19 protein-coding genes and 1 other annotated feature are annotated in these 21,741 nt (G+C 27.7%); of the genes, 11 read left to right on the top strand and 8 right to left on the bottom strand.

Features of this window, described 5'->3' with window-relative positions; genetic code table 11:
• Positions 1–88 precede the first annotated feature (88 nt).
• A complete protein-coding gene (locus J1C67_RS01265) occupies positions 89–862 on the top strand; it encodes a MurR/RpiR family transcriptional regulator (RefSeq protein ID WP_089971726.1) in 774 nt (257 codons plus the stop codon).
• Positions 863–1,032: 170 nt separating this feature from the next.
• Here the strand turns inward: J1C67_RS01265 and J1C67_RS01260 are convergent, their stop codons facing one another.
• Complete coding sequence (locus tag J1C67_RS01260; RefSeq protein WP_167866177.1) at positions 1,033–2,088, bottom strand: hypothetical protein; 1,056 nt, start codon at positions 2,086–2,088, stop codon at positions 1,033–1,035.
• Between the two features lie 214 nt (positions 2,089–2,302).
• Here J1C67_RS01260 and J1C67_RS01255 point away from each other — a divergent pair, with 214 nt between their 5' ends.
• The 4 genes from J1C67_RS01255 to J1C67_RS01240 all read left to right on the top strand — a co-directional run bounded on the left by J1C67_RS01255 (position 2,303) and on the right by J1C67_RS01240 (position 7,750).
• Positions 2,303–3,169: a tRNA 2-thiocytidine biosynthesis TtcA family protein gene (locus tag J1C67_RS01255; protein ID WP_167866178.1), complete on the top strand. Its 867-nt coding sequence runs from the start codon at positions 2,303–2,305 to the stop codon at positions 3,167–3,169.
• A 518-nt stretch (positions 3,170–3,687) separates the two neighbouring features.
• Positions 3,688–4,440 carry a carbohydrate deacetylase gene (locus tag J1C67_RS01250; RefSeq protein WP_167866179.1) on the top strand — a complete coding sequence of 251 codons (753 nt, stop codon included), beginning with the start codon at positions 3,688–3,690 and terminating at the stop codon, positions 4,438–4,440.
• A 215-nt stretch (positions 4,441–4,655) separates the two neighbouring features.
• On the top strand, positions 4,656–6,701 hold the full coding sequence (locus J1C67_RS01245; protein WP_167866180.1) for a putative bifunctional diguanylate cyclase/phosphodiesterase: 2,046 nt from the start codon (positions 4,656–4,658) through the stop codon (positions 6,699–6,701).
• A gap of 82 nt (positions 6,702–6,783) precedes the next feature.
• Positions 6,784–7,025: a binding site (T-box leader), on the top strand.
• 194 nt (positions 7,026–7,219) lie between these two features.
• The gene (locus tag J1C67_RS01240) at positions 7,220–7,750 is read left to right on the top strand and encodes a tryptophan transporter (protein ID WP_175490879.1); all 531 of its coding nucleotides are present in this window, start codon (positions 7,220–7,222) and stop codon (positions 7,748–7,750) included.
• A gap of 76 nt (positions 7,751–7,826) precedes the next feature.
• On the opposite strand, the gene J1C67_RS01235 is transcribed toward J1C67_RS01240, so the two are convergent.
• Complete coding sequence (locus J1C67_RS01235; protein WP_244980262.1) at positions 7,827–8,546, bottom strand: polysaccharide deacetylase family protein; 720 nt, start codon at positions 8,544–8,546, stop codon at positions 7,827–7,829.
• A 228-nt stretch (positions 8,547–8,774) separates the two neighbouring features.
• On the opposite strand from J1C67_RS01235, the gene J1C67_RS01230 reads away from it, so the two are divergent.
• The 3 genes from J1C67_RS01230 (at position 8,775) to dut (ending at position 12,353) form a co-directional block, all read left to right on the top strand.
• Entirely contained in the window at positions 8,775–10,988 is a 2,214-nt protein-coding gene (locus J1C67_RS01230) for a sensor domain-containing protein (protein WP_243176723.1), read from the top strand.
• A 79-nt stretch (positions 10,989–11,067) separates the two neighbouring features.
• Positions 11,068–11,745 (top strand): calcium-binding protein, encoded by a 678-nt coding sequence (locus J1C67_RS01225; RefSeq protein WP_167866181.1) that lies wholly within the window; start codon positions 11,068–11,070, stop codon positions 11,743–11,745.
• Between the two features lie 167 nt (positions 11,746–11,912).
• Positions 11,913–12,353, top strand: coding sequence for a dUTP diphosphatase (gene dut / locus J1C67_RS01220; RefSeq protein ID WP_167866182.1), 441 nt, complete (start codon positions 11,913–11,915; stop codon positions 12,351–12,353).
• Between the two features lie 166 nt (positions 12,354–12,519).
• On the opposite strand, the gene J1C67_RS01215 is transcribed toward dut, so the two are convergent.
• The 3 genes from J1C67_RS01215 to J1C67_RS01205 form a co-directional block, all read right to left on the bottom strand.
• Positions 12,520–14,436: an ABC-F family ATP-binding cassette domain-containing protein gene (locus J1C67_RS01215; RefSeq protein ID WP_167866183.1), complete on the bottom strand. Its 1,917-nt coding sequence runs from the start codon at positions 14,434–14,436 to the stop codon at positions 12,520–12,522.
• A gap of 243 nt (positions 14,437–14,679) precedes the next feature.
• Complete coding sequence (locus J1C67_RS01210) at positions 14,680–15,297, bottom strand: DUF4397 domain-containing protein (RefSeq protein WP_167866184.1); 618 nt, start codon at positions 15,295–15,297, stop codon at positions 14,680–14,682.
• Positions 15,298–15,305: 8 nt separating this feature from the next.
• Positions 15,306–15,950 (bottom strand): hypothetical protein, encoded by a 645-nt coding sequence (locus J1C67_RS01205; RefSeq protein WP_167866185.1) that lies wholly within the window; start codon positions 15,948–15,950, stop codon positions 15,306–15,308.
• A gap of 284 nt (positions 15,951–16,234) precedes the next feature.
• Here J1C67_RS01205 and J1C67_RS01200 point away from each other — a divergent pair, with 284 nt between their 5' ends.
• Positions 16,235–17,539, top strand: a complete 1,305-nt coding sequence (locus J1C67_RS01200; RefSeq protein WP_167866186.1) for an aminotransferase class V-fold PLP-dependent enzyme — start codon at positions 16,235–16,237, stop codon at positions 17,537–17,539.
• Between the two features lie 71 nt (positions 17,540–17,610).
• On the opposite strand, the gene J1C67_RS01195 is transcribed toward J1C67_RS01200, so the two are convergent.
• On the bottom strand, positions 17,611–18,837 hold the full coding sequence (locus J1C67_RS01195; RefSeq protein WP_167866187.1) for a 6-phosphofructokinase: 1,227 nt from the start codon (positions 18,835–18,837) through the stop codon (positions 17,611–17,613).
• 193 nt (positions 18,838–19,030) lie between these two features.
• On the opposite strand from J1C67_RS01195, the gene J1C67_RS01190 reads away from it, so the two are divergent.
• Both J1C67_RS01190 and J1C67_RS01185 read left to right on the top strand, forming a co-directional pair.
• A complete protein-coding gene (locus J1C67_RS01190; protein WP_167866188.1) occupies positions 19,031–19,588 on the top strand; it encodes a manganese efflux pump MntP in 558 nt (185 codons plus the stop codon).
• 132 nt (positions 19,589–19,720) lie between these two features.
• Complete coding sequence (locus J1C67_RS01185) at positions 19,721–20,128, top strand: Fur family transcriptional regulator (RefSeq protein WP_167866189.1); 408 nt, start codon at positions 19,721–19,723, stop codon at positions 20,126–20,128.
• Between the two features lie 85 nt (positions 20,129–20,213).
• Here J1C67_RS01185 and J1C67_RS01180 read toward each other — a convergent pair whose 3' ends face one another.
• Both J1C67_RS01180 and J1C67_RS01175 read right to left on the bottom strand, forming a co-directional pair.
• Positions 20,214–21,005, bottom strand: a complete 792-nt coding sequence (locus J1C67_RS01180) for a metal ABC transporter permease (RefSeq protein WP_089971759.1) — start codon at positions 21,003–21,005, stop codon at positions 20,214–20,216.
• Between the two features lie 42 nt (positions 21,006–21,047).
• Positions 21,048–21,722 (bottom strand): metal ABC transporter ATP-binding protein, encoded by a 675-nt coding sequence (locus J1C67_RS01175; protein WP_089971762.1) that lies wholly within the window; start codon positions 21,720–21,722, stop codon positions 21,048–21,050.
• Positions 21,723–21,741 lie beyond the last annotated feature (19 nt).

Genomic DNA, 21,741 nt, shown 5'->3' with positions numbered 1-21,741 from the left:
AGCAACATCCTATTTTCTATTTCTAATATACGTCTATTAAGTAAGGTATAAGTTTGCTATACTTGTAGATATAGGAAGTGATGATATTATGAGAATAGATGAACTTATTAATGCACATTATGACAAATTAAATCAAAATGATTTACATATATGGAAGTATATATATAGTAATAAAAAGGAATGTTGTGGATTAACTATTGATGATCTTGCAGGGAAATGTAATGTATCAAGAACAACAATTTTAAGGTTTGCACAGAAATTATCATTAAAAGGATATAGTGAATTAAAGGTTTATTTAAAATGGGAAATGACTGAGGAAATTATTGATGAAAACTTTGTTGAAATAGTTTGTAATGAGTTTAAAAGTAGTATTGATGAGATGAAAAAAAGAGACTACTCAAAAGTTTGTGAGATGATTTATGAAAGTAGAAGAGTGTTTATATATGGTACTGGTGCAGTTCAAAAATCAGTGGCACAAGAAGTAAAGAGAATTTTTTTATCTGGAAAAGAGTGTTTTGCAGTTATAGATGGAATAGCAGAAATAGATTTAACATTAGATACTATGACCTCCAATGACTTAATGATAGTTATATCATTATCAGGAGAATCAAGTCATATTAGGGGGTTTGCAAAACAATTATCAATAAGAAATATACCATTTATCTCAGTGACTAAATTAAAAAATAATGAACTAGCAAAATTAAGTAAAGAAAGTTTGTATATAAACACTTCTGTAGTAAATATAGGTAATAGTGTAGAGTATGAAGCCGTAAATTTATTTTTTATATTAGTTGAAATATTATTTTTGAAGTATATAATGTATAAAAATAATAGGAAGTTAGAAGAGGTAAATAAATTATAATAAAAATATATAAACAGCAGCTATTATGAAAAAAATAAAAAGCAGTAAGTAAATTCTAAAATAGGATTTACTTACTGCTTTTAAATATTAAAAAAATTTAATATTTATTTTGAAATTATTAAGTTTTTAAAGTTATATAAAAATGTATTTAGAGATTGCCTTGGTAAAAATCAAATAGTTTTCCAAGGATCAGTTGTTTTACCTTGAGTTATAGAATAGGTAATAGATCTTGCTATATCCTTATCTATTTTAGGGTCTCTAAGTTTTGAGTTGAATTCTGAAGAAAACTGTGCTAAAGCTTTTGAAATTACTTTTGTAGAATTATTAAAGTTTTCAAGAGGATTAACAGAATGGGTATTTCCTCGTGTAGCATTAATAATAGTAACAGTTTCTTCACATGCTTCATTTGCATATTCGATTATCTTATCTTTTATGGTTTCATCTAGAGTTTCTGGGTACATGACTTCTAGTTCAATTGTGTATTGAGTGTCTCGAGAGGAAACACATGGAATTGTATTTTCAATATTTTCACTATCTACAATTCCTATAGGTTGAACTGTAAAATCATCTTTTGTTTCGGGTATATTTAAGGAAACTAATGTTTTACTAACTGATTCTCTAACTTCGCTATTAGTATAAAGCTTTTTAGTGTTTTTAAATCCATTTTCATTAGTTTGTCTAGATAAATTGTCTTCAAGACAACTTTCACACTTATTTCTATAACAAACAAAAGAATCTATTCTTCTTAAATCTACACCGAAATAAGCCCAACGTCTACCGAACCATCTTAAACCAGAAACTGAAACTCTATCAACATTTAATAAAAATGCCCAGTAGTTTCTACCACCTCTTTCCCAAATATAAGTAAATTGGAAAAGACAAAATTTTATTGAGTTTTGACTTACGAATTTTGATTGAGGGCCACCAGAATTAGATGAAGTTAAGCTTTTTACCGCTTTATCATTTTGGTTAGGAATAAAATTTGGAGGTGCACCAAGTTGCGATGGATTTATATTTACGCCAGGGACGTTTACACCAGGGGAGTTTCCACCTTGGGGATTGCCACTAGGAAAGTTGCCACCAGGAAAATTTGGAGGCTGAAAGTTTGGGGTAAACCCACCAGGTATCTGAGGAATACGTTGCATTTCTTCAAGAGGAAATGAAGAAAATTCATATTCATCAAATGTTTCATTTTTATTTTCAAAAAGATTATCTTTATAGAACATTATTCTAAAAACTCCTACGTATTACTTTATAAATAGTATACTTATAAAACCTTATAAATGTTACTAATAAAAATAATTAGTAAGTCAGTATGCTGTATATTTATTAGAATGTAGTTTAGATGAATAATAAGTATTATAACTGGGATAAAAGATTTGCAACTTAGAAAATAAATGTTATACTTTGAGAAAGATTTATTATATAGAGGTGATTTAAATGAGCGGCATAGCAGGAAAAGGTTGCGAGATAATAATTCCGCAAGAAGAAAAAAAGACAGTTAAGGAAATAGAACGTAGTATAGTTAAAACATATAGAAAAGAACTTTGGACTAAATTTATAAGAGCTGTTAAAGATTATAATTTAGTAGAAGAGGGAGATAAAATAGCTGTAGCTATTTCAGGTGGTAAGGATTCTCTTCTTTTAGCTAAATTAATGCAAGAATTAAAGATACATGGTAATGTTAATTTTGAATTAGAATTTATAGCTATGGATCCTGGGTATCATTCACAAATAAGAGAGTTGCTTGAGGAAAACTGTAAGCATCTAGAAATACCAGTAACAATTTATAAATCGGGTATTTTCGATGTTATAGATGAAAAAGCTAAGGAATATCCATGTTATCTTTGTGCAAGAATGAGACGAGGTTCCCTTTATGCAAAGGCAAAAGAACTTGGATGCAATAAATTAGCACTTGGACATCATTACAATGATGTCATTGAAACAACTATGTTAAATGTTTTATATGCAGGAAACTTTAAAACAATGCTTCCTAAATTAAAGTCAGCAAATTTTGAAAATATGGAGCTTATAAGACCAATGTATTATATAGAAGAAGATAATATAAAGAAATTTATAAACTACTGCGGAATTTGGCCTCTTAATTGTGCTTGTATGGTAGCTGCTAAGAAAATAGGGAATAAGAGATATGAAATTAAAGGTTTAATTAAAGAATTAAAGAAGAACTTTGATGGAGTTGAAAAGTCTATATTTAAATCGGCTGAAAATGTAAATGTTGATTCTATATTAGGTTGGAAAAAAGACGGTGAAAAAGTTTCTTATTTAGATGAGTATGATGAAAGGTAGGGTTATCCCTACCTTTTTTTTAGCTTCCTTAGAAACAGGAATAAAATAATGCAATTAAACAAATAATATAAAGAAATAATAAAGGGAGGTGAGATTATGGCTAAACATGGACAAAGGGCTACTTGGGAAAATGATCATTTTCAAGCACCTAAAAAAAATGATGTTGCACCAGTTCCGGAAGTAAATAAAAAGGGCAAAAAATAACTAATAAAATATAATTATTTAACTTCTTTTTCTTAAATAAAAAAACTTCAATCAAGGTAAAAATATTTGATTGAAGTTTTTTTTATTTTCAAAAAGAAACTTTATATATTAATGAAAATATGGTATAGTTTACATAGATGACAATTTGGATTTAGGGAGCAGAAAGAAAACAAAAAGTCAAGGATTCGAGGATGTTTTGCTATAGTATAAGAACTATAATCGGCGAATAGACAAGAATATGACTAGTTATTTTAAAAGCTCTTAAATTATAGACAAAGTAATAAAATAGGTACAAGATAAGGGTGGTGAATAATATGAAATTAATAGTAAATGGTGATGATTTTGGGTTAACAATGGGTGTATCTAAAGGTATAATAGATGCAATGAAAAATGGAATTATGACCGATACAACTGCAATGGCGAATATGCCTTATTTTGAAGAATCTATGAAGATGGCTAAAGAAAATGGAATAAATGAAATGGGAGTACATCTTAATTTAACTTGTGGGAAACCAATTTTATCACAGATTGAAGTTGCCTCATTAGTAACTGAAGATGGTAATTTTTATAAAAAGCCAAACTACATGCCTAAAGAAATTGATATGGATGAATTAGAAAAAGAATTAAGAGCACAAATAAGTAAATTTATATCTACAGGTATGGAATTAAATCATATTGATGGACATCATCACTTTTATATATTTAATGAAAGTGTGTTTAGATTAGTCCTTTCCTTAGCTAGAGAATTCAATGTTCCAGTAAGGTGTCCAAGTAGTGAATATATGCATATTGTAAAAGAATTTAATATTAAATCACCAGATATTATGATTGGAGATTTTTATGAAGGTAATGCAAATGAAGATTACTTAATTAAAAGACTAAAAGAGTTAAATAGTGTAGATGTAGTGGAGGTTATGGCTCATCCAGCTATAATAGATGAAGAGTTACGAAATATTAGTTCTTATTTAAACTATAGAACTATAGAACTTAATGCTTTAAAATCAGAAGCTATAAAAAAAATTGTAAAAGATAATAAAATAGAGTTAATAAAATTTTCGCAAATATAAAAAATGTTATATATATTGGGAAATAGGCAATAATTATAAAAAGAGAAAAGGGAGTGAAAATATGAAAGCTAAGAAAATAGGGAAAATGGCTTTATTAATAGCAGCTACAGCAGCATTAGTTGCTACATTAGTTAATGATAAAAAAATTAAAAAATAAAAAGTGAAAAATAAATTATTTAATATATAAAAATAAGCGTGGTAGAGGGTAGTATATTATGAATAGCAAATATGAAAATAACAAGGACGTTATATCATTTAAGGGGATAGGGGCAAGTGAGTGGAGATTCAACATTCAAAGCAATGAATTTTTTTGCAATGATGAAGTATACAATAAAGAACAAATCACAGGGATTTGTTGCTATAATAATTTACTAAAAAACGTACATTGTGATGATGTTTCTAGAGTTGAGGACTTTTTTAAAGGAATAAAATATGAATCAATCAACGAAGCATCATTTGATGAAATTATTTTTAAATTTAGAAATAATTATGGGCAGTTAATTAAAATTTTTGCGCGATCAATAATAAATATAGAAAACCCTAATATAAGAGAAGGATACTTCTTTAATATTAGCAATGTGCTTGAAAAAAGTAATAATGAAGGATTTTTATCTAAAAATAGAGAAGAATTAATTAAAGGTATTTTTATTGTTACTAATAAATATGATGGCATAGTTTCATTTTACGGCAATAACAAAGATATAATAGGATTAGATAATATATGCATTAACATGAATTTTAATGACTGTATAAAATATATTCATAAAGATTATATTAAAGAAATTAGTACATTAATAAATAATCCTACGCAAAGTATTTATGAAGGCTTAGAAATTAAAATCAATGATATATATGGCAAAGAAAAATGGATTAGCTTGAAGGGACGAGTTAAAAGGAATTCCGACGGTAGTTTAATTGGTTTTGAAGGGTATATAGATGATATAACAAATGAAAAAGAAGCTAATATTAAACTTAAGTATATAAGTAATTATGACGAATTAACAGGTGTTCATAATAGAGGTTACTTAAAACAAATAATAGAAGATTACATAACAAAACATAAAGAAAATGAATCAAGAGGATCACTTATTATAATAGATTTAGATAATTTTAAATTTATTAATGATTCATATGGTCATAGATGTGGAGATTTATTTATTGAAGCAGTAGCATATGAATTAGAAAAAATATCTGAAGATAAAGAATTAATATGTAGGTTTGGCGGAGATGAATTTTTAATATTTATTCCTAACATTACAAGTTTAGTAGATGTAGAAAAAATGGCTAATAAAATAATTCATAGATTTAAAGATGCATTTTATATAGAGGAAAATGAAATATATTCAACAGTTAGTATAGGAACATCTATATTCCCTGATGATGGTGTTGATTTTGAAGAGTTATTAAAAAATGCAGATGCAGCTATGTATATAGCAAAAAGTAATGGTAAAAATCAGTATCAATTCTTTAATTATAATATATCTCATGAACTTAATAAAATATATACAATACAAAAAGGGTTAAGAACAGCTTTAGATAAGGGGGAAATGTTTGTAGTTTTTCAACCAAAAGTTGAACTTAATAATGATAAAACTGGTGGGTTTGAAGCTTTGTTAAGATGGAAAAGTGAAGAACTTGGATTTGTGAGCCCTGTGGAATTTATTCCTATAGCAGAGACAACTAGACTTATTATACCAATTGGAAACTTTGTTTTAGAAGAAGTTTGTTCAAAGATTAAATATTTATTAAAAGAAGGTTATGATAATTTTAAAATAGCTCTTAATTTATCAGAGGTACAGCTAAGAGATAGAACCCTAGTAAATACATTTAAGACTGTAATGGAGATATATGATATTTCTCCTAAATACATAGAAATAGAAATAACAGAGAGTATGCTTATGAAAAGTTTTGATAAAAATATTGAAGCTTTGCTAGAGATTAAAGCTCTTGGAGTGTCTATTGCCTTAGATGATTTTGGAACTGGGTATTCATCACTTAATTACTTAACTAAATTACCTATAGATGTTTTAAAAATTGATAGAAGTTTTGTTGTAGACATGATAGATAATCATAAAAGTAGATGTATAGTAGAAAATATAATACAATTATCTCACAAGCTTGGCATTAAAGTTGTAGCAGAAGGGGTAGAGGTAATAGAGCAAGTTGATTACTTAAAAAGTATCTATTGTGATATTGTTCAAGGTTATTATTATAGTAAGCCACAAGTATTTGAAAATGTAATAAATATGCTACCGAGATAGAATATAATATAAAAAATATTTAAAATTAAAAAAATAGTTGACAAATATGGTGAAAGAACATAGTATAGAATAAAGAAACAATGATATTCCATTGAAGAGGGATAGTAACTAATTTGGTAAAGATTCAGAGAACCGAAGGTGGTGTGATTTCGGTACTGCAGCAAATAGTGAATGGGCCTTTGAGGAGCAAGGTGAAATCTAATGATAGTAGCTAAGCCGTGGGTTGCACGTTACAGCAAATAGGGTATTTATATAGTACCTGAAATATAAGTGGCTTTTTTATAAGCAATTTAGGTGGCAACGCGGATATTCTCCGTCCTATTAATTTAGGACGGAGTTTTTTTATTATCTAAAAAGGAGTTGAGTGGTATGTTATGAAGTGAATGTGTAATCAAGGGGGTATTAGTTTCAGAGGGGATTTGCTTAATAGTAATACCACAGGACAACTAAAACTTAGAAAATTTATCTAGTGGGAGAAAACTTAAATTTATTATTAAAATTTCAAGGGGGAAATAGAAATGAATAAAAAAATGGATATAAAGAAAATGACAATTAATTCGATATTAATAGCAATAGGTGCAATACTGCATCAAATAACTCCAACAATAGGATTACCAATGCAACCAGATTTAGCTCTAGCAATGTTGTTTATAATAATAATATTAAATAATGATTATAAAACTACTTTGATATCAGGAATTATAATTGGGGTTTTCACATCTTTAACAACAAAATTTCCAGGGGGGCAACTTCCTAACATTATAGATAAAGTAGTTACTTCTAATATAATATATTTTGCATTATTACCATTAAGAAATAGATTTAAAGATATTACTAAAATGGCTATATGCTTACCTATAGGAACTATAATAAGTGGATTGGTGTTTTTATTATCGGCACAATTTATTGTAGGTTTGCCAAGTGAATTCATGGCTCTTGTAAAAGTGGTAGTTATACCAGCTGCAATAATGAATACTATAATTGGAATAATATTATTTAAAGCTGTAAAGGTCGCATTAAAAGCAACGAAAACAACAGTAAAAGCTTGAACTACAATTAATCAAAAGTTATGATTAGTAGATAAAAATCTACTAATCATAATTATTTATTTTTTAAATTAATAGCTTAGTTATTGTGTTTTGTAACTTTATAAATTTCTGGAGTTGTTTCGTCAATTGCTTTAAATGTATAACCTTCTTTTTTATAATGTTTTATAATTGAAGGTAATGCAGTAGCACTATTTTTATTTATGTAGCCACAATGCATTAATAGAGTTATATTGTTTTTCTCGCTGATAGATTTTTTTAAAATACAATCTGGAGAAGAATTAGCATTTGCACCATCACAAGTATCTTGAGTCCAGTCATAAATTCTTAAATCATTTTCGTGAATTAAATTTACTAAGGAATCTGTTAATTTATAAGTATTATTATTACAACCAAATGGAAATCTTAATATCTTATATTTTTGACCAGTAGTTTTTTCTAAAATTGCTTGATCATTTAACATTTCCTTTAAGAATCCTTCATTGCCATGATATAGTTTATTTCTATCATGGGTTACACTATGTAATCCTATACTGTGACCTTCGTTTTTCATACGCAAAATAATATCTTCTTGATTTTGGACTTGACATCCAATTACAAAAAATGTAGCTGGAACACCTTCCTCTTTTAATGTATCTAAAATTTTATTAGTTATTTTACCGCCAGGACCATCATCAAAAGTAAGATAAATAACCTTTTCAACATCGGTTTGGCAAGCTAATGATGTTAAACTTAATGATGAGAATAAAAATAAAGTTAAAAATAATATTATAATGTTTCTTAAAAAAAATTTTTTCACAAAGAATTCATCCCTTCCTTTAGTTATTACTAGATAATCTTAGTATGCCAAAGTATTTAAAAAATAAAAGAGTAATTATATGGTGATAATATTATAAATTTCTATTTAATATAGGAATTAGAAATCGTTTTTTGTAAATGTATATCATAATTTGATAAAAAACAGTATAAAAAGTAAAAATATGTGATAATGTAATATATATATTATTGTAAAGGTATTGGTGAATATATGAGTAAAAGAGAGGTCTTTTTGGGATTAGGAGCTATAATATTTTTTGGATTTATAGCTATTTGCATATGTATATATTTAATGAAAAGGATTATTTTAAAAAAAGAAGAATATGAAAAAGCAAACAAAATGTCTAAAACAAATTATAAAAGATATAATATGGCTATAGAAGCCTTAAATGGATCTATATGGGAATGGGATGATAAAAGTAAAATCTTATATTTATCTAGTACAATAAAAGATATTTTACAAGTGAAGAGTAATATAGATACCTTTGGAAAATTGTTTGAGTTTATTGTACCTAAGGATAGAGCTAGAGTTGAGGAAATAATTAGTAATATATGTAATAATAAAATAGTGGAGAAATTTGATATTCAATATACTTTTAAAAATACAAAAGGAAAAGAGATAATTATAAATTTAAATGGAATAGGAAGGTTTAAAGAAGGCGTATTTTACCTTGCAGGGATAATAAATGATATAACAGAAAAGGTTAAACAACAACAGTTAATAGAAGAAGGAAATAAAAAGTATAAATTAGTTGTAGAGGGGTCTAGCAATATAATTTTTTGTATAGATATTGAAAAAGAAAAAATTATTTTTGATAAAAAAATAGTTAATTATTTTCAGTATAATCATGATAGTTGTATAGGGCTACATGGAGAGGTAATAATAACTTTAAAACAGTGGGAATTTTTTATATTTAGTAAGGATATTAAATCATATAGAGAAAAAATACAGAAATTATTATATGGAAAAGATACTGTAGATTATGAAGTAGAATATAGACTTGTAAGTAAAGAAAATAAAATTGTATGGGTTCATGCTAGTGGAAAGAGATCTATAGGTGATGATGGTAAAATGTATGTATATGGATCATTAATTGATATAACTGATATAAAAGAAAAGGAACTTAAAATTTATTTTATGAGTTATTACGATGAGGTAACTGGAATTGCTAATAGAAGATTATTTGTTGAAAATGTTAATAAATCACTTGAAAGTAATAAGGGGAATGAAAGTATAGCTATTATATTTATAGATTTAGATAATTTTAAATATATAAATGATACATATGGACATAATTTAGGAGATTCTTTATTAGAAAAATTTTGTGAAGAGATGTATGGAATAATTGATGAAAATAGTCATTTTGCAAGATTAGGTGGAGATGAATTTGTAATTGCTAAAACTAAAATTAAAAATAATATAGAAGTAGAGGAATTAATACAAGCTATAATAAAGAGATTTAACGATTCTATAAAAGTTGATGGAAAAGATGTTTATTGTACATTAAGTATAGGGGTTAGTTTATATCCATTTGATGGAGAAAATCTAGATTCATTATTAAAAAGAGCTGATATAGCTATGTATAAGGCTAAAGCTAATGGGAAAAATAGATATCAATTCTTTGATATAAACCTATTAAAAGAATTTAATAGAGATTTTGAAATTGAAAAAGGATTAAGAACAGCGCTAGATAAAAATGAGATTATTGTATTATATCAAGCTAAAGTAAATACTTTTACAGAAGAAGTTGTTGGATATGAATCATTAGCTAGATGGAATAGTTCAGAGCTTGGGATTGTATCACCAACAGAATTTATACCAATAGCAGAGCGAACAGGTCTTATAATTAATATAGGTAAATCTATAATTGAAGAGTCAATAAAAAGGTGTAAACAACTTTCATTAACTACAAATAAGAAATTTAAAATAGCTATAAATTTATCTGGCATACAGATTAGGGATGATGAAATAGTCGATTTTGTTTCAGATACACTTAAAGCATATAATTTACCTCCAAGTTATATAGAATTTGAGATAACAGAGAGTATAATAATGAAGTCTGTAGATAAAAATATAGATATTTTAAAAAAACTTAAGAAAATTGGAGTAAGTATTGCATTAGATGACTTTGGAACAGGATATTCATCTTTAAGTTATTTAAAAATTCTTCCAATAGATGTACTTAAAATTGATAAAAGTTTTATAGATGGAATAAGTATTGATAAAAAAAGTGAATATATAATAGAAAAAATAGTGGATTTATCACATTGTTTAGATATAGTAGTAGTGGCTGAAGGGGTAGAGACTAAAAAGCAGGTAGAGTATTTAAAAAGTATTAAATGCGATATAATACAAGGTTATTATTATAGCAAGCCAAAGCCTTTTGAATTAGCTAAAAAGATGATGTTGATAGATTTAAATTAATATCAATTAGTTTTTTATTAGCACCAAAATATAAGTATAGACGTATTATGTAGATATATTATACTTAGGGGGCCTAGAAATGAAAATAAGGATAGATGATGAATATTCTAACTTAGGAGAAGATTTAAATATTGTTTTTGGTGAATATTGTGAAAATGATATAAGTAAACAAGAAGATGGTACGTTTGGAAAAGAAAGTAGTGGCTATAACAATAATGATAGTATCTATGAAAGATCAAATAATAATGAATTTGATATGGAAATACAATATCCAGAAGAGTCTAGTTATGAAGATAGTACTGATGAAAAGCATATAGAATATGAAGAATTGGATAAAAAATATGAAGAAAAATATGAAGAAAAATATGAAGAAAAGTGTGAAGAAAAGTGTGAAGTATGTGAAGAAAATTATGATGATAGTAGTGGGAAAATTAAGGTGTCAGTTAAATTAGAGGATAGCAATGGTGTTGAAATTAAAGGGGCAAAAGTTAATTTATATGAATTGAATGGTGTTTGTCCTAAATTACATGAATCAAAGTTAACAGATTTTAAAGGAGAGATTATTTTCGATAATTTAGTAAATGGATGTTATAGAATAATTTCATTAGTAGATAGAAAATTCTTTGAAAAGCCTGTTTATATTACATGGAATGAAGTAACTATTGATAATTCCATTAAAGATGCAAATATATGTGTAGTAAATAAAATTAAACCATCTTGTTATAGGGAACTTCAAAAAATATCTAGTCAGATTTAAATATATTTTCTTTCAGCGACCATAAGGGCCATTTGAATAAATAAAAGAAAAATAGTTTTTTTAGACCATAACTTTTTGCTAAAGTTATGGTCTAAAAATATATTAGGCACTTTGAAAAAAATATGATAAAATTTAAATATATTGAAATGAGAATTGGAGGAGAGAAAATGAATAAGATGTCATTAAAAGTAGAAAGAATACATAAGGATGCAATACTTCCAAGAGCCGCACACTCTGGTGATGCAGGTTTAGATTTATATTCTGTAGAAAATATAGTAATTACCCCAGGAGAAAGTGCATTAATTAAAACCGGAATAAAAATAGAATTGCCAGAGCAAACTGAGGCACAAGTTAGACCAAGAAGTGGATTAGCGTTAAAATTTGGTATAACAGTTTTAAATACTCCGGGAACTATAGATGAAGGTTACAGAGGGGAAGTTGGAGTTATATTAATTAATCATAGTAAAAATAGTTTTACAGTTGAAAAAGGAATGAAGATAGCTCAAATGGTAGTTAAACCAGTATGGAAAGTTGATATAATAGAAGTAGAAAAATTATCATCAAGTGAAAGAGCAGAAGGTGGGTTTGGATCAACTGGCCTAAGATAGGTTTTATAAAGGAATCTACAAATAAATAATTAATCAGATTCTGGTGTATTTGCCACTAGGCTTCGTTACCACAACATTTACATAGTGAGTCTATGTAAATGTTGTGGTTCTTTGCCTAGCTAAAAATATCCTCAGAATCTTTGATTTATTATTTTATTTAAGCTCTTTAAGCTAAATTTTCCCATTCTTCATAAAGGGAAGAGACTACTTCTTCAAGAACAGCTATTTTTTTATTAACTCTTTCACTTTCTTTTGGATTTGCATAAATTTCTTCAAGGCATAATTGTTCTTGAAGAACTAATAAATCATCTTCCTTTGAAGCAATATCATCTTCAATTTTTTTTAGCTTAAGTTTTACAGTTTTCTCTTCTTTTTCTAATTCTCTTTTCTTTTTCTTTTCGTCTTTAACCTGAGTTTTAGTTTTACCATTTTGTAATTCTTCAATTTCTTGGAAACGAAGGGGATTAGCTTTTTTCTCTAGATAGTAGCTGTAGTTACCTAAGTACTCATTAATTCCACATTCCTTAAGTTCTAGTATTCTATTAATTACTTTATTAAGAAAATATCTATCATGAGATATTATCATTAAGGTACCATCATAGCTTAAAATAGCATCTTCTAGCGCTTCTCTTGACATAATATCTAAATGGTTTGTTGGTTCATCTAATAAAAGTAAGTTAGAGCGAGAAAGCATAAGTTTTAAAAGATTAATTCTACACTTTTCTCCACCACTTAAGGTATTTATGATTTTAAATACATCATCTCCTGTAAATAGAAATGAAGCAAGTGCATTTCTAAGTTTAGAAGTAGTTAAGTGAGGGAAGTCATCCCAAACCTCGTCTATTATACTTTTATCTAAATTAAGATTAGATTGCTCTTGATCATAATATCCAACATTTACGTTAGTGCCAAGAATAATATTTCCTTTGTCTGCACCTACTGTGTTCATGATGATTTTAAATAAAGTAGTTTTACCACGTCCATTTTCACCAATTAATGCGACTTTTTCTCCTCGTTTTAAATCAAAATCAAGAGTTGTAAATAATGTTTTTAAACCATAGCTTTTAGCTAAATTTTCTGCATGTAAGACATCATAACCACTTTTAACTGAAGTTTCAAATTGTATTTTTGAAGCTTCTTTATCTTTATCTGGGGTATCAAGTCTATCAATTTTATCAAGAGCTTTTTCACGGCTTTCGGCAGCTTTAATACTCTTTTCTCTATTGAAAGATCTGAATTTTTCAATAATAGCTTCCTGTCTTTTAATTTCAACCTGCTGTAGAGTATAAGCTTTTAATTGAGCTTCATGGTCTTTTGCTCTAAGATCTAAGAATTTAGTGTAAGGAACGTTATAACAATTAACATGACCATTAATTACTTCAAATGTATGTGTAGTAACTGCATCTAAGAAGAATCTATCATGAGAAACTACTAAGACTGTTCCTTTATAAGACTTCAAATAATCTTCAAGCCATTCTATAGCTTCTAAATCTAAATGATTAGTAGGCTCATCTAAAAGAATTATATCTGGTTTGCGAAGAAGTAGTCTACAAAGAGAAACTCTAGTTTTTTGCCCCCCACTTAATGTAGATATAGTTTTATTAAAGTCATCTTCAAGAAATCCAAGTCCTTTTAAAACTTTAGATATTTCACCTCTGTAAGTGTAACCACCTCTAGGTCCATATAAATCTTGAATATTTGTATAGTCTTTTATTAATTTATCATGATAAGCAGCATTATTTTCATCATAAGGCTCGCTCATTTTGACTTCTAAATTAGCAAGCTTAGTCTCCATGTTTAGGAGTTCTTGAAAAACACAAACTAACTCATCATAGATAGAGTTATTCATATTAAGTGTAATGTTTTGAGACAGGTAACCAAGGGATTTATTTTTATCTAAAAATATTTCACCATTATCATAATTTAAATCCTTTGTAAGAATTTTAAAAAGAGTAGATTTACCTTCGCCATTTCCACCTATAATACCAACTTTATCACCTTCGTTAATAGAAAATGTAACATTTTTTAATACATCTCTAATACCGTAGCTTTTTCTTATATCCTTGCAACTTAAAATTACCATTGTTATCCTCCATCTTTCAAGGCAGCTTCAAAAAATAACTAGTCATATTATTTTAGCTCCCTAATTGCCATCTTTGCAGCTTTAAACTGTCATTTTTAAAGAAGGCTCATCTATGTAAAAAATAATAAAAATCAAATGTCATAGTTAATTATACTATCAACTAGTAAGGTAATCAAATTATGAAATTATAAAATGAAAAAAAGATGCAAATTTAATAAAATCACACCTTTTTTTATATTTAAATTATAGGCTATCTCTTAAAACTAAATATCCAAGTGGAGGAGTATTGTTAAATAAACCTATTATATATATTGTATAAAACTGTCCATTAAGAAGTCTGAGGTTTGTAATAAGTTGAGATATTGCCTGAAGAGAGGAAAGCGTAACTCTAAAGTTATAAATGCCTGGTGATAAGGGATAATATCCTGTGGTTTCTACATATTCAACATTACTAAAAAGGGGAACATTATTTAATAAAGAAAGGGTTAGTAATGGCGAATTTGGAGATAAATGTATAAATCTTAAAAATGAGTTAGATATACTAGGACCACTAGTTGAATCATTTAATAGAAACAAGTCAATACTATTATAGAAAGTAATAATAGAAACAGTTGATGCACTGTTTGGAAGTAAATCAATTGTCTTAGTAAAAAGTGGGTTATCATATAAGCCAGAAGGATATAATTGAATTTCATAACTTCCAGGCTTTAATTGTAAATAGGGTACAACTTTCCCAAATAGTAATCCTTTGGCAATAAGTTCACCATTAGCATAAACATCAATAGAGCCCGCCTCAGGAAGGGCATGGATTAATCTAAGCCTGCTTTGTGAATTAGGCAATGTTTCTCTACAAAAGTTCATAATATCACCTACTCTTCCCTTGAATAATCAAGAGTTAATTTAATAATCTTTTTAATTATTAAAGTAGCAATTGGATAAGGAATTTTATATGATTTTAAGGTGCTAAGCACTCCGTTATTATTTTTTTCCATATCATTAAATATTTTATCAATATCATGAGAAGAGCAACACCTAGTATCATTTGTAATATCAGAATTAATAGATAAATCAAAATCTCTAAGTATATCTAAGTGAGTAAGCGCATTTGTAAATCTATCAATATTAGTATCTTCAGTGTAGTTGTATAATTCACTTTCAGGTAATTGAGGTAATGCAGGTAATTCAGATGGATAAAGTTCATCTTTGTCAGCTATGTTAGTTGGATTAGAATTATTATTAGTAGTATTATTGTCTGAACTGTATATTGAAGGTGTAGGAATAGTTGCTGGATAAAGAGGTACTGGGTTAGTATTCATATTAGGAAGAGGATTAAAATCCTGAGTAGTTTGTAAATCAGGTAGCCCTATAAAGAAGTTATTAGTCATATTATTAGCATCTACATCCATACAAGGAACCCATGAGGAATCTTTAGATTTAAATGGTTCTTTAATGTTTAAAGGAATGAAAGTTAAATCATCAGACCTATCAACCAAAGTATTTTTTTTTGAATTCATTTTTTACCTCCAAAAGAATATTTATTATAAATATATGATAGATATTTATATATGTTACCTTAGGGACATGAAAATACACCAGAATTTGATTAACTGTTTTTTCAAGCTTTTATAGATTATGAGAATGAAGATGGTTCTAGTACTAAAAAATAGTATAGTGTTGTAATTTGTGTCATAAATTAATATTTTGAATAATATATAGTGGAGCTACTAATATAAAATTTCATTACAAGCTGATAATTAAGTTCTAATATTAAAATGTAAAATTTTGAGTGTCACTTATAATGTTTAATGGAAGGGTTGATAAATTGAGAGATTTATTTATAGGACTAGATAAAAAGGTGCCTATTTTAGGTGGGCATAAGGTAATACCAATAAATTTTGATAATGCAGCTACTACACCAGTATTTAAGCAAGTTATTAATAAAATAATAGAGGCTAGTGAAGATTATGGTTCTATAGGAAGAGGACTTGGTCAAAAATCTGAGTTTTCCACAGCGGTATATAATGAGTGTAGAAATTTCATTTCAGATTTTTTTAAAGCTCCTTTAGATAAATACACTATAATATTTGTTAACAATACAACAGAGGGGATAAATAAGTTATCTAATATATTAATAACAAGTAAATATGATGTAGTGATAACTAGTAGAATGGAACATCATTCTAATGATTTGCCCTGGAGAAATAAATGTATAGTAGATTATATAGAAGTTGATAATAATGGTAGATTAAAGATAGAGGAATTAGAGGAAAAGCTTATAAATTATAATGGGAAGGTTAAGTTTGTATCGTTAATAGCGGCATCTAATGTAACTGGATATGTGAACGATCTAACTAAAATTGCAAAAACTGTGCATAAGTATGGTGCAAAATTAATAGTTGATGGTGCTCAAATTGTGGCGCATAAAAGAATTTATATGACATCTAACCAGGAACTTGAAAATATAGATTTTTTAGTGTTCTCAGCTCATAAAATGTATGCACCTTTTGGTAGTGGCGCAATAGTTGGACTAAACACGTATTTTAATGATGTAGAACCAGATATAAAAGGTGGAGGAACTGTTGAGGCAGTGTTAGATTATAGTGAAATATGGCTACAGACACCTGAAAAAAATGAAGCTGGAAGCCCTAATTTCTTTGGAGCGGTAGCATTAGTAGAGGGTATTAAGGAACTAGAGAAAATAGGATATGATAAAATTGAAAAGCATGAAAAAGAAATTTTATCAAAGACATTAGAAGGTATGAAATCTATACCAAAAATTATAAATTATGGGGATTTGGAAAATTATGAAGATAGATTAGGAATTACAGTATTTAATATTGAAGGTATATATAATGCTGAAGTTGCTAAAATATTAGCAGAATATAAAGCAATAGCAGTAAGGCAGGGTGCTTTTTGTGCTCATCCATATGTAAGAAGACTGTTACATTTATCAGATGAAGAAGCAACAGCGTATCTAACAAATTCAAATTTGAAGATGCAAGGGATGGTTCGGGTAAGCTTTGGAATATATAATAGCATAGAAGAGGTAAATATATTTCTAAACACAATTGAATGGATAAGTAAAAATATATCAAAATTTTAATTAGCATATTAGCTAATTAATAGCAAAATAGCTATAAGCTATTTTGCTATTTTCCTTTAGATTACTAAGTTTTACTTATTCTTAGGATTATTAAAAGATTTAAATTTAGGCAAGTAATTTTCAAGTATTAAAGATGGTTCGCCGTTAACTAAAGGAGTAAAGTAGTTTAGTGCTTCTTCAGTTAGATGATTACCAGCCGTGTTTACCCATTCCGTTGGAAAGTATTTAACGTTATTAGCTATTTTATCTGCTGGGACTAGAAAATATGATACTTTATAAGGGGAATTAGAATCCCTTTTAATTCCTACCATATAGCCAGACATACCATCTCTTGCAAATTCTAATGCTGAATACCCAGCATCATAAGCTTCTTGTAAATCTACATTGCTAGCGCAATGTATTGCACATCTTTGCAGTACACCAAGCTCAAGTGATTTAACTCTTGTAGTTATACCAGAGTTAATTATTAAATGCTTAAGATAGTTACCAACTCCACCAAGCTGAGCATGTCCAAAAGTATCATGTTGTTTTTCTACTTCAGTTACAAATGTACCTTCCGCATTTCGTATCCCTTCGGATACAACTATATAGACTTGGTTTTGTTCCTTAAACTTTTGGTTTACATCACTTAAAAATTTATCTATATCAAAAGCTATCTCAGGTAGATAAATAAAATCAGCTACAGGTTTTCCATTAATTTGAGCAAGGCAGGCTGAAGCTGCAAGCCATCCTGTATCACGGCCCATAGTCTCTAGTATGAATATACCATTATTTATATAAACTGATGAATCAAGATAAGTTTCTAAAACAGTTGTTGCAATAAATTTTGCAGCACTTCCGAATCCAGGTGTATGATCTGTAAACATTAAATCATTATCTATAGTTTTAGGTATTCCCATAAACTTTATATCAAGTCCAGTTTCCACAGCATATTTTCCTAGCTTAGCAATAGTATCCATTGAATCATTACCGCCTACATAAAAAAATGCTTTAATATCATTAGCTTTTAAAATTTCTAAAAGTTTATCATATTCTTCTGCTCCATCTTCAAGGTTTTTCATTTTATATCTACAAGATCCAAGGCCAGAAGAAGGTGTATATCTAAAAATTTGGATTTCTTCATCTGAAAGGGTTGTTAAGTTTATTAGGCTTCCGTTTAAGATACCTTCAATTCCGTTTAAGCCGCCATAAACATTGTCAAATAAATCTAAATCTTTATTCGCCTTAAGTAAACCTACTACACTTGAATTAATTACAGATGTTGGTCCACCTGATTGGGCAATGATACAATTAGCCATTTAAATACGCTCCTTTTATTATAAAATATGCAATGTGATATACTTTTTAACTTATTATGTACTCTATTTAATAATATACAACAAAATATGCATTAAATAAAGGGTTTATTAAAAAAATAATATGATACATAAAATAAAAAAAATATAATAAAATATATAGTAGACTCTATAAAATAGGAGGATAAGTATATAAATGGGGTTAAGAGAGGTTATTATAATAGGAGTAGCTATAGCTATGGATGCATTAGGGGTAACTATAAGTTTAGGCTTAAATTGTAAAGTAAGAAGAAATACTAAAATTAAATGCATACTATCTTTTGCAATATTTCAGTTTTTATTTATTTTAGTTGGAGGAATATGGGGAAATTTTTTTGATACATATATAGCAAGCATCCCCAATTTGATAGGTGGAATTATTATGGGGATTATTGGTATGGTTATGATACTGGGAGGAATAAAAAGTGAGGGAGATGAAAAGTCTATACTAGAGAAGAAGTATATGCATATTCTTCTTGGTATATCTGTAAGTATAGATGCCTTAGTCGTTGGATTTACAACATTTCATTATATAGGCGGTTATTCACTTATGTTTGTAGATTCTGTATTAGCAGGATTAATTACATTATTAATTTGTACTATTGGTTTCTATTTATGTAGATATGTAAAAAAAATAGATTTTATATGTAGGTATGCAGATTTTTTTGGTGGAATAATACTTGTTTTATTTGGACTTAAGATGATATTTTTATAGTATTATAATTGAAGTCTTAATATGATATAATATATATTAGGGATTTTAAAAAAATAACAAGTCAAGGCACAAAATATACTAGCATAGTAGCTTGTTATTTTTTGAATAAGCCTTAAATGAGTAGGTGAAAGTATGGAGTGGAATAACTATCTTAAAAAAAATGAAATAAAAATAACAAAAGCTAGAATAGCTTTATTGAATATTTTAGAAAATATAACTAAAGGTATTTCGGCAGAAAATCTTTATGAAGAATGTAAAAGTCAGGGTATAAATGTGAATTTAAGTACAATATATAGGGGTCTTGAACTATTTGAAGAAAAAAATATTATTAATAAAGTAAGCCTTGGAGAAGGCCATTTTATTTATTCCTTAAAAAAAAATAAACATAATCATACAGTAGAATGTGATATTTGCCATAAAGAAATAGCATTTCCTTGTCCAATGCAACATATAGAAGAATTATTAAAGGCTCAAGTTGGATTTACATTAAAAGAACACAAACTAGAAATGAAAGGTGTTTGCGAGGATTGTAAAGAATAAGTAAGCCTCAAAAAAAGCTAGGTAGGAATGAATTTTAGTTTTTCTAAAATTTATTCTTACCTAGCTTTTTGTATTTGAATCTACATTAGCCTCTAAAACGTTCATATATGATAACCATAATAAGTGTAAATACAGAAGTTAGGGCAATAGTACCACCTGGTGCACTATTTATGTAATATGAGAAAACAAGACCTAACATAATATCTATAAAACCAAATATTATTGAAAATATAAGAGTAGTTTTAAAGCTTTTCTTTAGTTGCATTGCAGTAGCAACTGGAACTACCATAATTGAGGATATAACTAAGATTCCCATTATTCGTATTGACATAGATATTGTTGCACCAACTAATAATGTAAATATGTAGTTAATAGCTTTAACTTTAATTCCAGAAGTTTTTGCACCTTCTTCATCAAAAGTTATATATACAAGTTTATTATAAAGAAGCATAAGTATAGCTATACAAGTAATACCTACAATTGATATTAACACAATATCGGATCTAGTTACTGTTAATATACTGCCAAATAAATATGAATTAACATTAGCAGAGGCTTTGCCGCTACTAATTAATATAATAGCAATACCAAGGCTAAAAGTAAGGACGAGTGACATTACAAGCTCAGCATACTTTTTATAGTAATCTCTTAAAAACTCTATAATTAAAGCACATAATGAAGTGAATAGGAAAGCTGTTATTAAAGGATTAAGACCAATAACTAAGCCTATTGCAACTCCAGCAAATGAAGAGTGAGAAAGAGTATCACCTATCATTGAGTATCTTCTAAGAACTAAAAAAAGTCCTATAAAGGGACATAGTATTGAAATAATAAAACTTGCCATAAAGGCATTTTGCATAAATTCTAATTGTAACATTGAAACCTACCTTTCTGTATAAATTAAAGCTTTAAAGAAAAATTAAATAGCACTGTTTATCTCAAAATTTCTATCTCTTAAGATTTTATATTCGCTAGATGTATAAAGTTTAACATTTCCATTATGTACTTTAAGTATATGTGTTGAATATTTAAGGGCTATGTGAATATTATGTTCAATAGATATAATAGTTTTTTTATCCACTTTATTAATTTGAGATATAATGCTATAAATTTCTTTTTGATTAGCTTCATCTACACCCGTAGAAGGCTCGTCAAGTATGATAATATCAGGATTTCCCATTAATGCACGTGCAATTAAAACTCTTTGTTGCTGACCACCAGAAAGGTTACCTAATAATTTATTTTTATATTCATATAAATTTACACTTTTCAAAGCAGCAGGAATATCTATTTTTTTATTTTTGCCTAAAGTTTTTTTATGACAATCAAGCACTTCAGTTACAGTGATTGGGAATTGGGCGTTAAAAGAATCTAACTTTTGAGGAACGTATCCTATTGAGTTAGCCGTAATGTTAATAGAGCCAGAAGTAGGATTTAAAAGTCCAAGGATAAGTTTAATTAGTGTTGTTTTACAACTACCATTTTCGCCAACAACAGAAACATAAACACCAGAAGGTATATTTAAATTAATGTTATTTAGTATATATGGTGCTTTGTTTGTGTATGAAAAACACAAATTATTTATGGTAATCAAAAAATCATCTCCTAAGTTT

It is taken from the genome of Clostridium gasigenes, assembly GCF_017348895.1.
Taxonomy (GTDB): Bacteria; Bacillota; Clostridia; order Clostridiales; family Clostridiaceae; genus Clostridium; species Clostridium gasigenes.
The sequence above is the reverse complement of the archived record's forward strand: the minus strand, read 5'-3'. Positions and strand labels throughout refer to the sequence as shown.

What these genes read in the sequence shown, in the direction of transcription:
- J1C67_RS01230 (WP_243176723.1), top strand. Translation starts at nt 8,775, where the DNA reads ATGAGTAAAAGAGAGGTCTTTTTGGGATTAGGAGCTATAATATTTTTT.
- J1C67_RS01225 (WP_167866181.1), top strand. Translation starts at nt 11,068, where the DNA reads ATGAAAATAAGGATAGATGATGAATATTCTAACTTAGGAGAAGATTTA.
- J1C67_RS01240 (WP_175490879.1), top strand. Translation starts at nt 7,220, where the DNA reads ATGAATAAAAAAATGGATATAAAGAAAATGACAATTAATTCGATATTA.
- J1C67_RS01245 (WP_167866180.1), top strand. Translation starts at nt 4,656, where the DNA reads ATGAATAGCAAATATGAAAATAACAAGGACGTTATATCATTTAAGGGG.
- J1C67_RS01185 (WP_167866189.1), top strand. Translation starts at nt 19,721, where the DNA reads ATGGAGTGGAATAACTATCTTAAAAAAAATGAAATAAAAATAACAAAA.
- J1C67_RS01195 (WP_167866187.1), bottom strand. Translation starts at nt 18,837, where the DNA reads ATGGCTAATTGTATCATTGCCCAATCAGGTGGACCAACATCTGTAATT.
- J1C67_RS01190 (WP_167866188.1), top strand. Translation starts at nt 19,031, where the DNA reads ATGGGGTTAAGAGAGGTTATTATAATAGGAGTAGCTATAGCTATGGAT.
- J1C67_RS01260 (WP_167866177.1), bottom strand. Translation starts at nt 2,088, where the DNA reads ATGTTCTATAAAGATAATCTTTTTGAAAATAAAAATGAAACATTTGAT.
- J1C67_RS01250 (WP_167866179.1), top strand. Translation starts at nt 3,688, where the DNA reads ATGAAATTAATAGTAAATGGTGATGATTTTGGGTTAACAATGGGTGTA.
- dut (WP_167866182.1), top strand. Translation starts at nt 11,913, where the DNA reads ATGAATAAGATGTCATTAAAAGTAGAAAGAATACATAAGGATGCAATA.
- J1C67_RS01255 (WP_167866178.1), top strand. Translation starts at nt 2,303, where the DNA reads ATGAGCGGCATAGCAGGAAAAGGTTGCGAGATAATAATTCCGCAAGAA.
- J1C67_RS01180 (WP_089971759.1), bottom strand. Translation starts at nt 21,005, where the DNA reads ATGTTACAATTAGAATTTATGCAAAATGCCTTTATGGCAAGTTTTATT.
- J1C67_RS01215 (WP_167866183.1), bottom strand. Translation starts at nt 14,436, where the DNA reads ATGGTAATTTTAAGTTGCAAGGATATAAGAAAAAGCTACGGTATTAGA.
- J1C67_RS01200 (WP_167866186.1), top strand. Translation starts at nt 16,235, where the DNA reads ATGTTTAATGGAAGGGTTGATAAATTGAGAGATTTATTTATAGGACTA.
- J1C67_RS01265 (WP_089971726.1), top strand. Translation starts at nt 89, where the DNA reads ATGAGAATAGATGAACTTATTAATGCACATTATGACAAATTAAATCAA.
- J1C67_RS01205 (WP_167866185.1), bottom strand. Translation starts at nt 15,950, where the DNA reads ATGAATTCAAAAAAAAATACTTTGGTTGATAGGTCTGATGATTTAACT.
- J1C67_RS01210 (WP_167866184.1), bottom strand. Translation starts at nt 15,297, where the DNA reads ATGAACTTTTGTAGAGAAACATTGCCTAATTCACAAAGCAGGCTTAGA.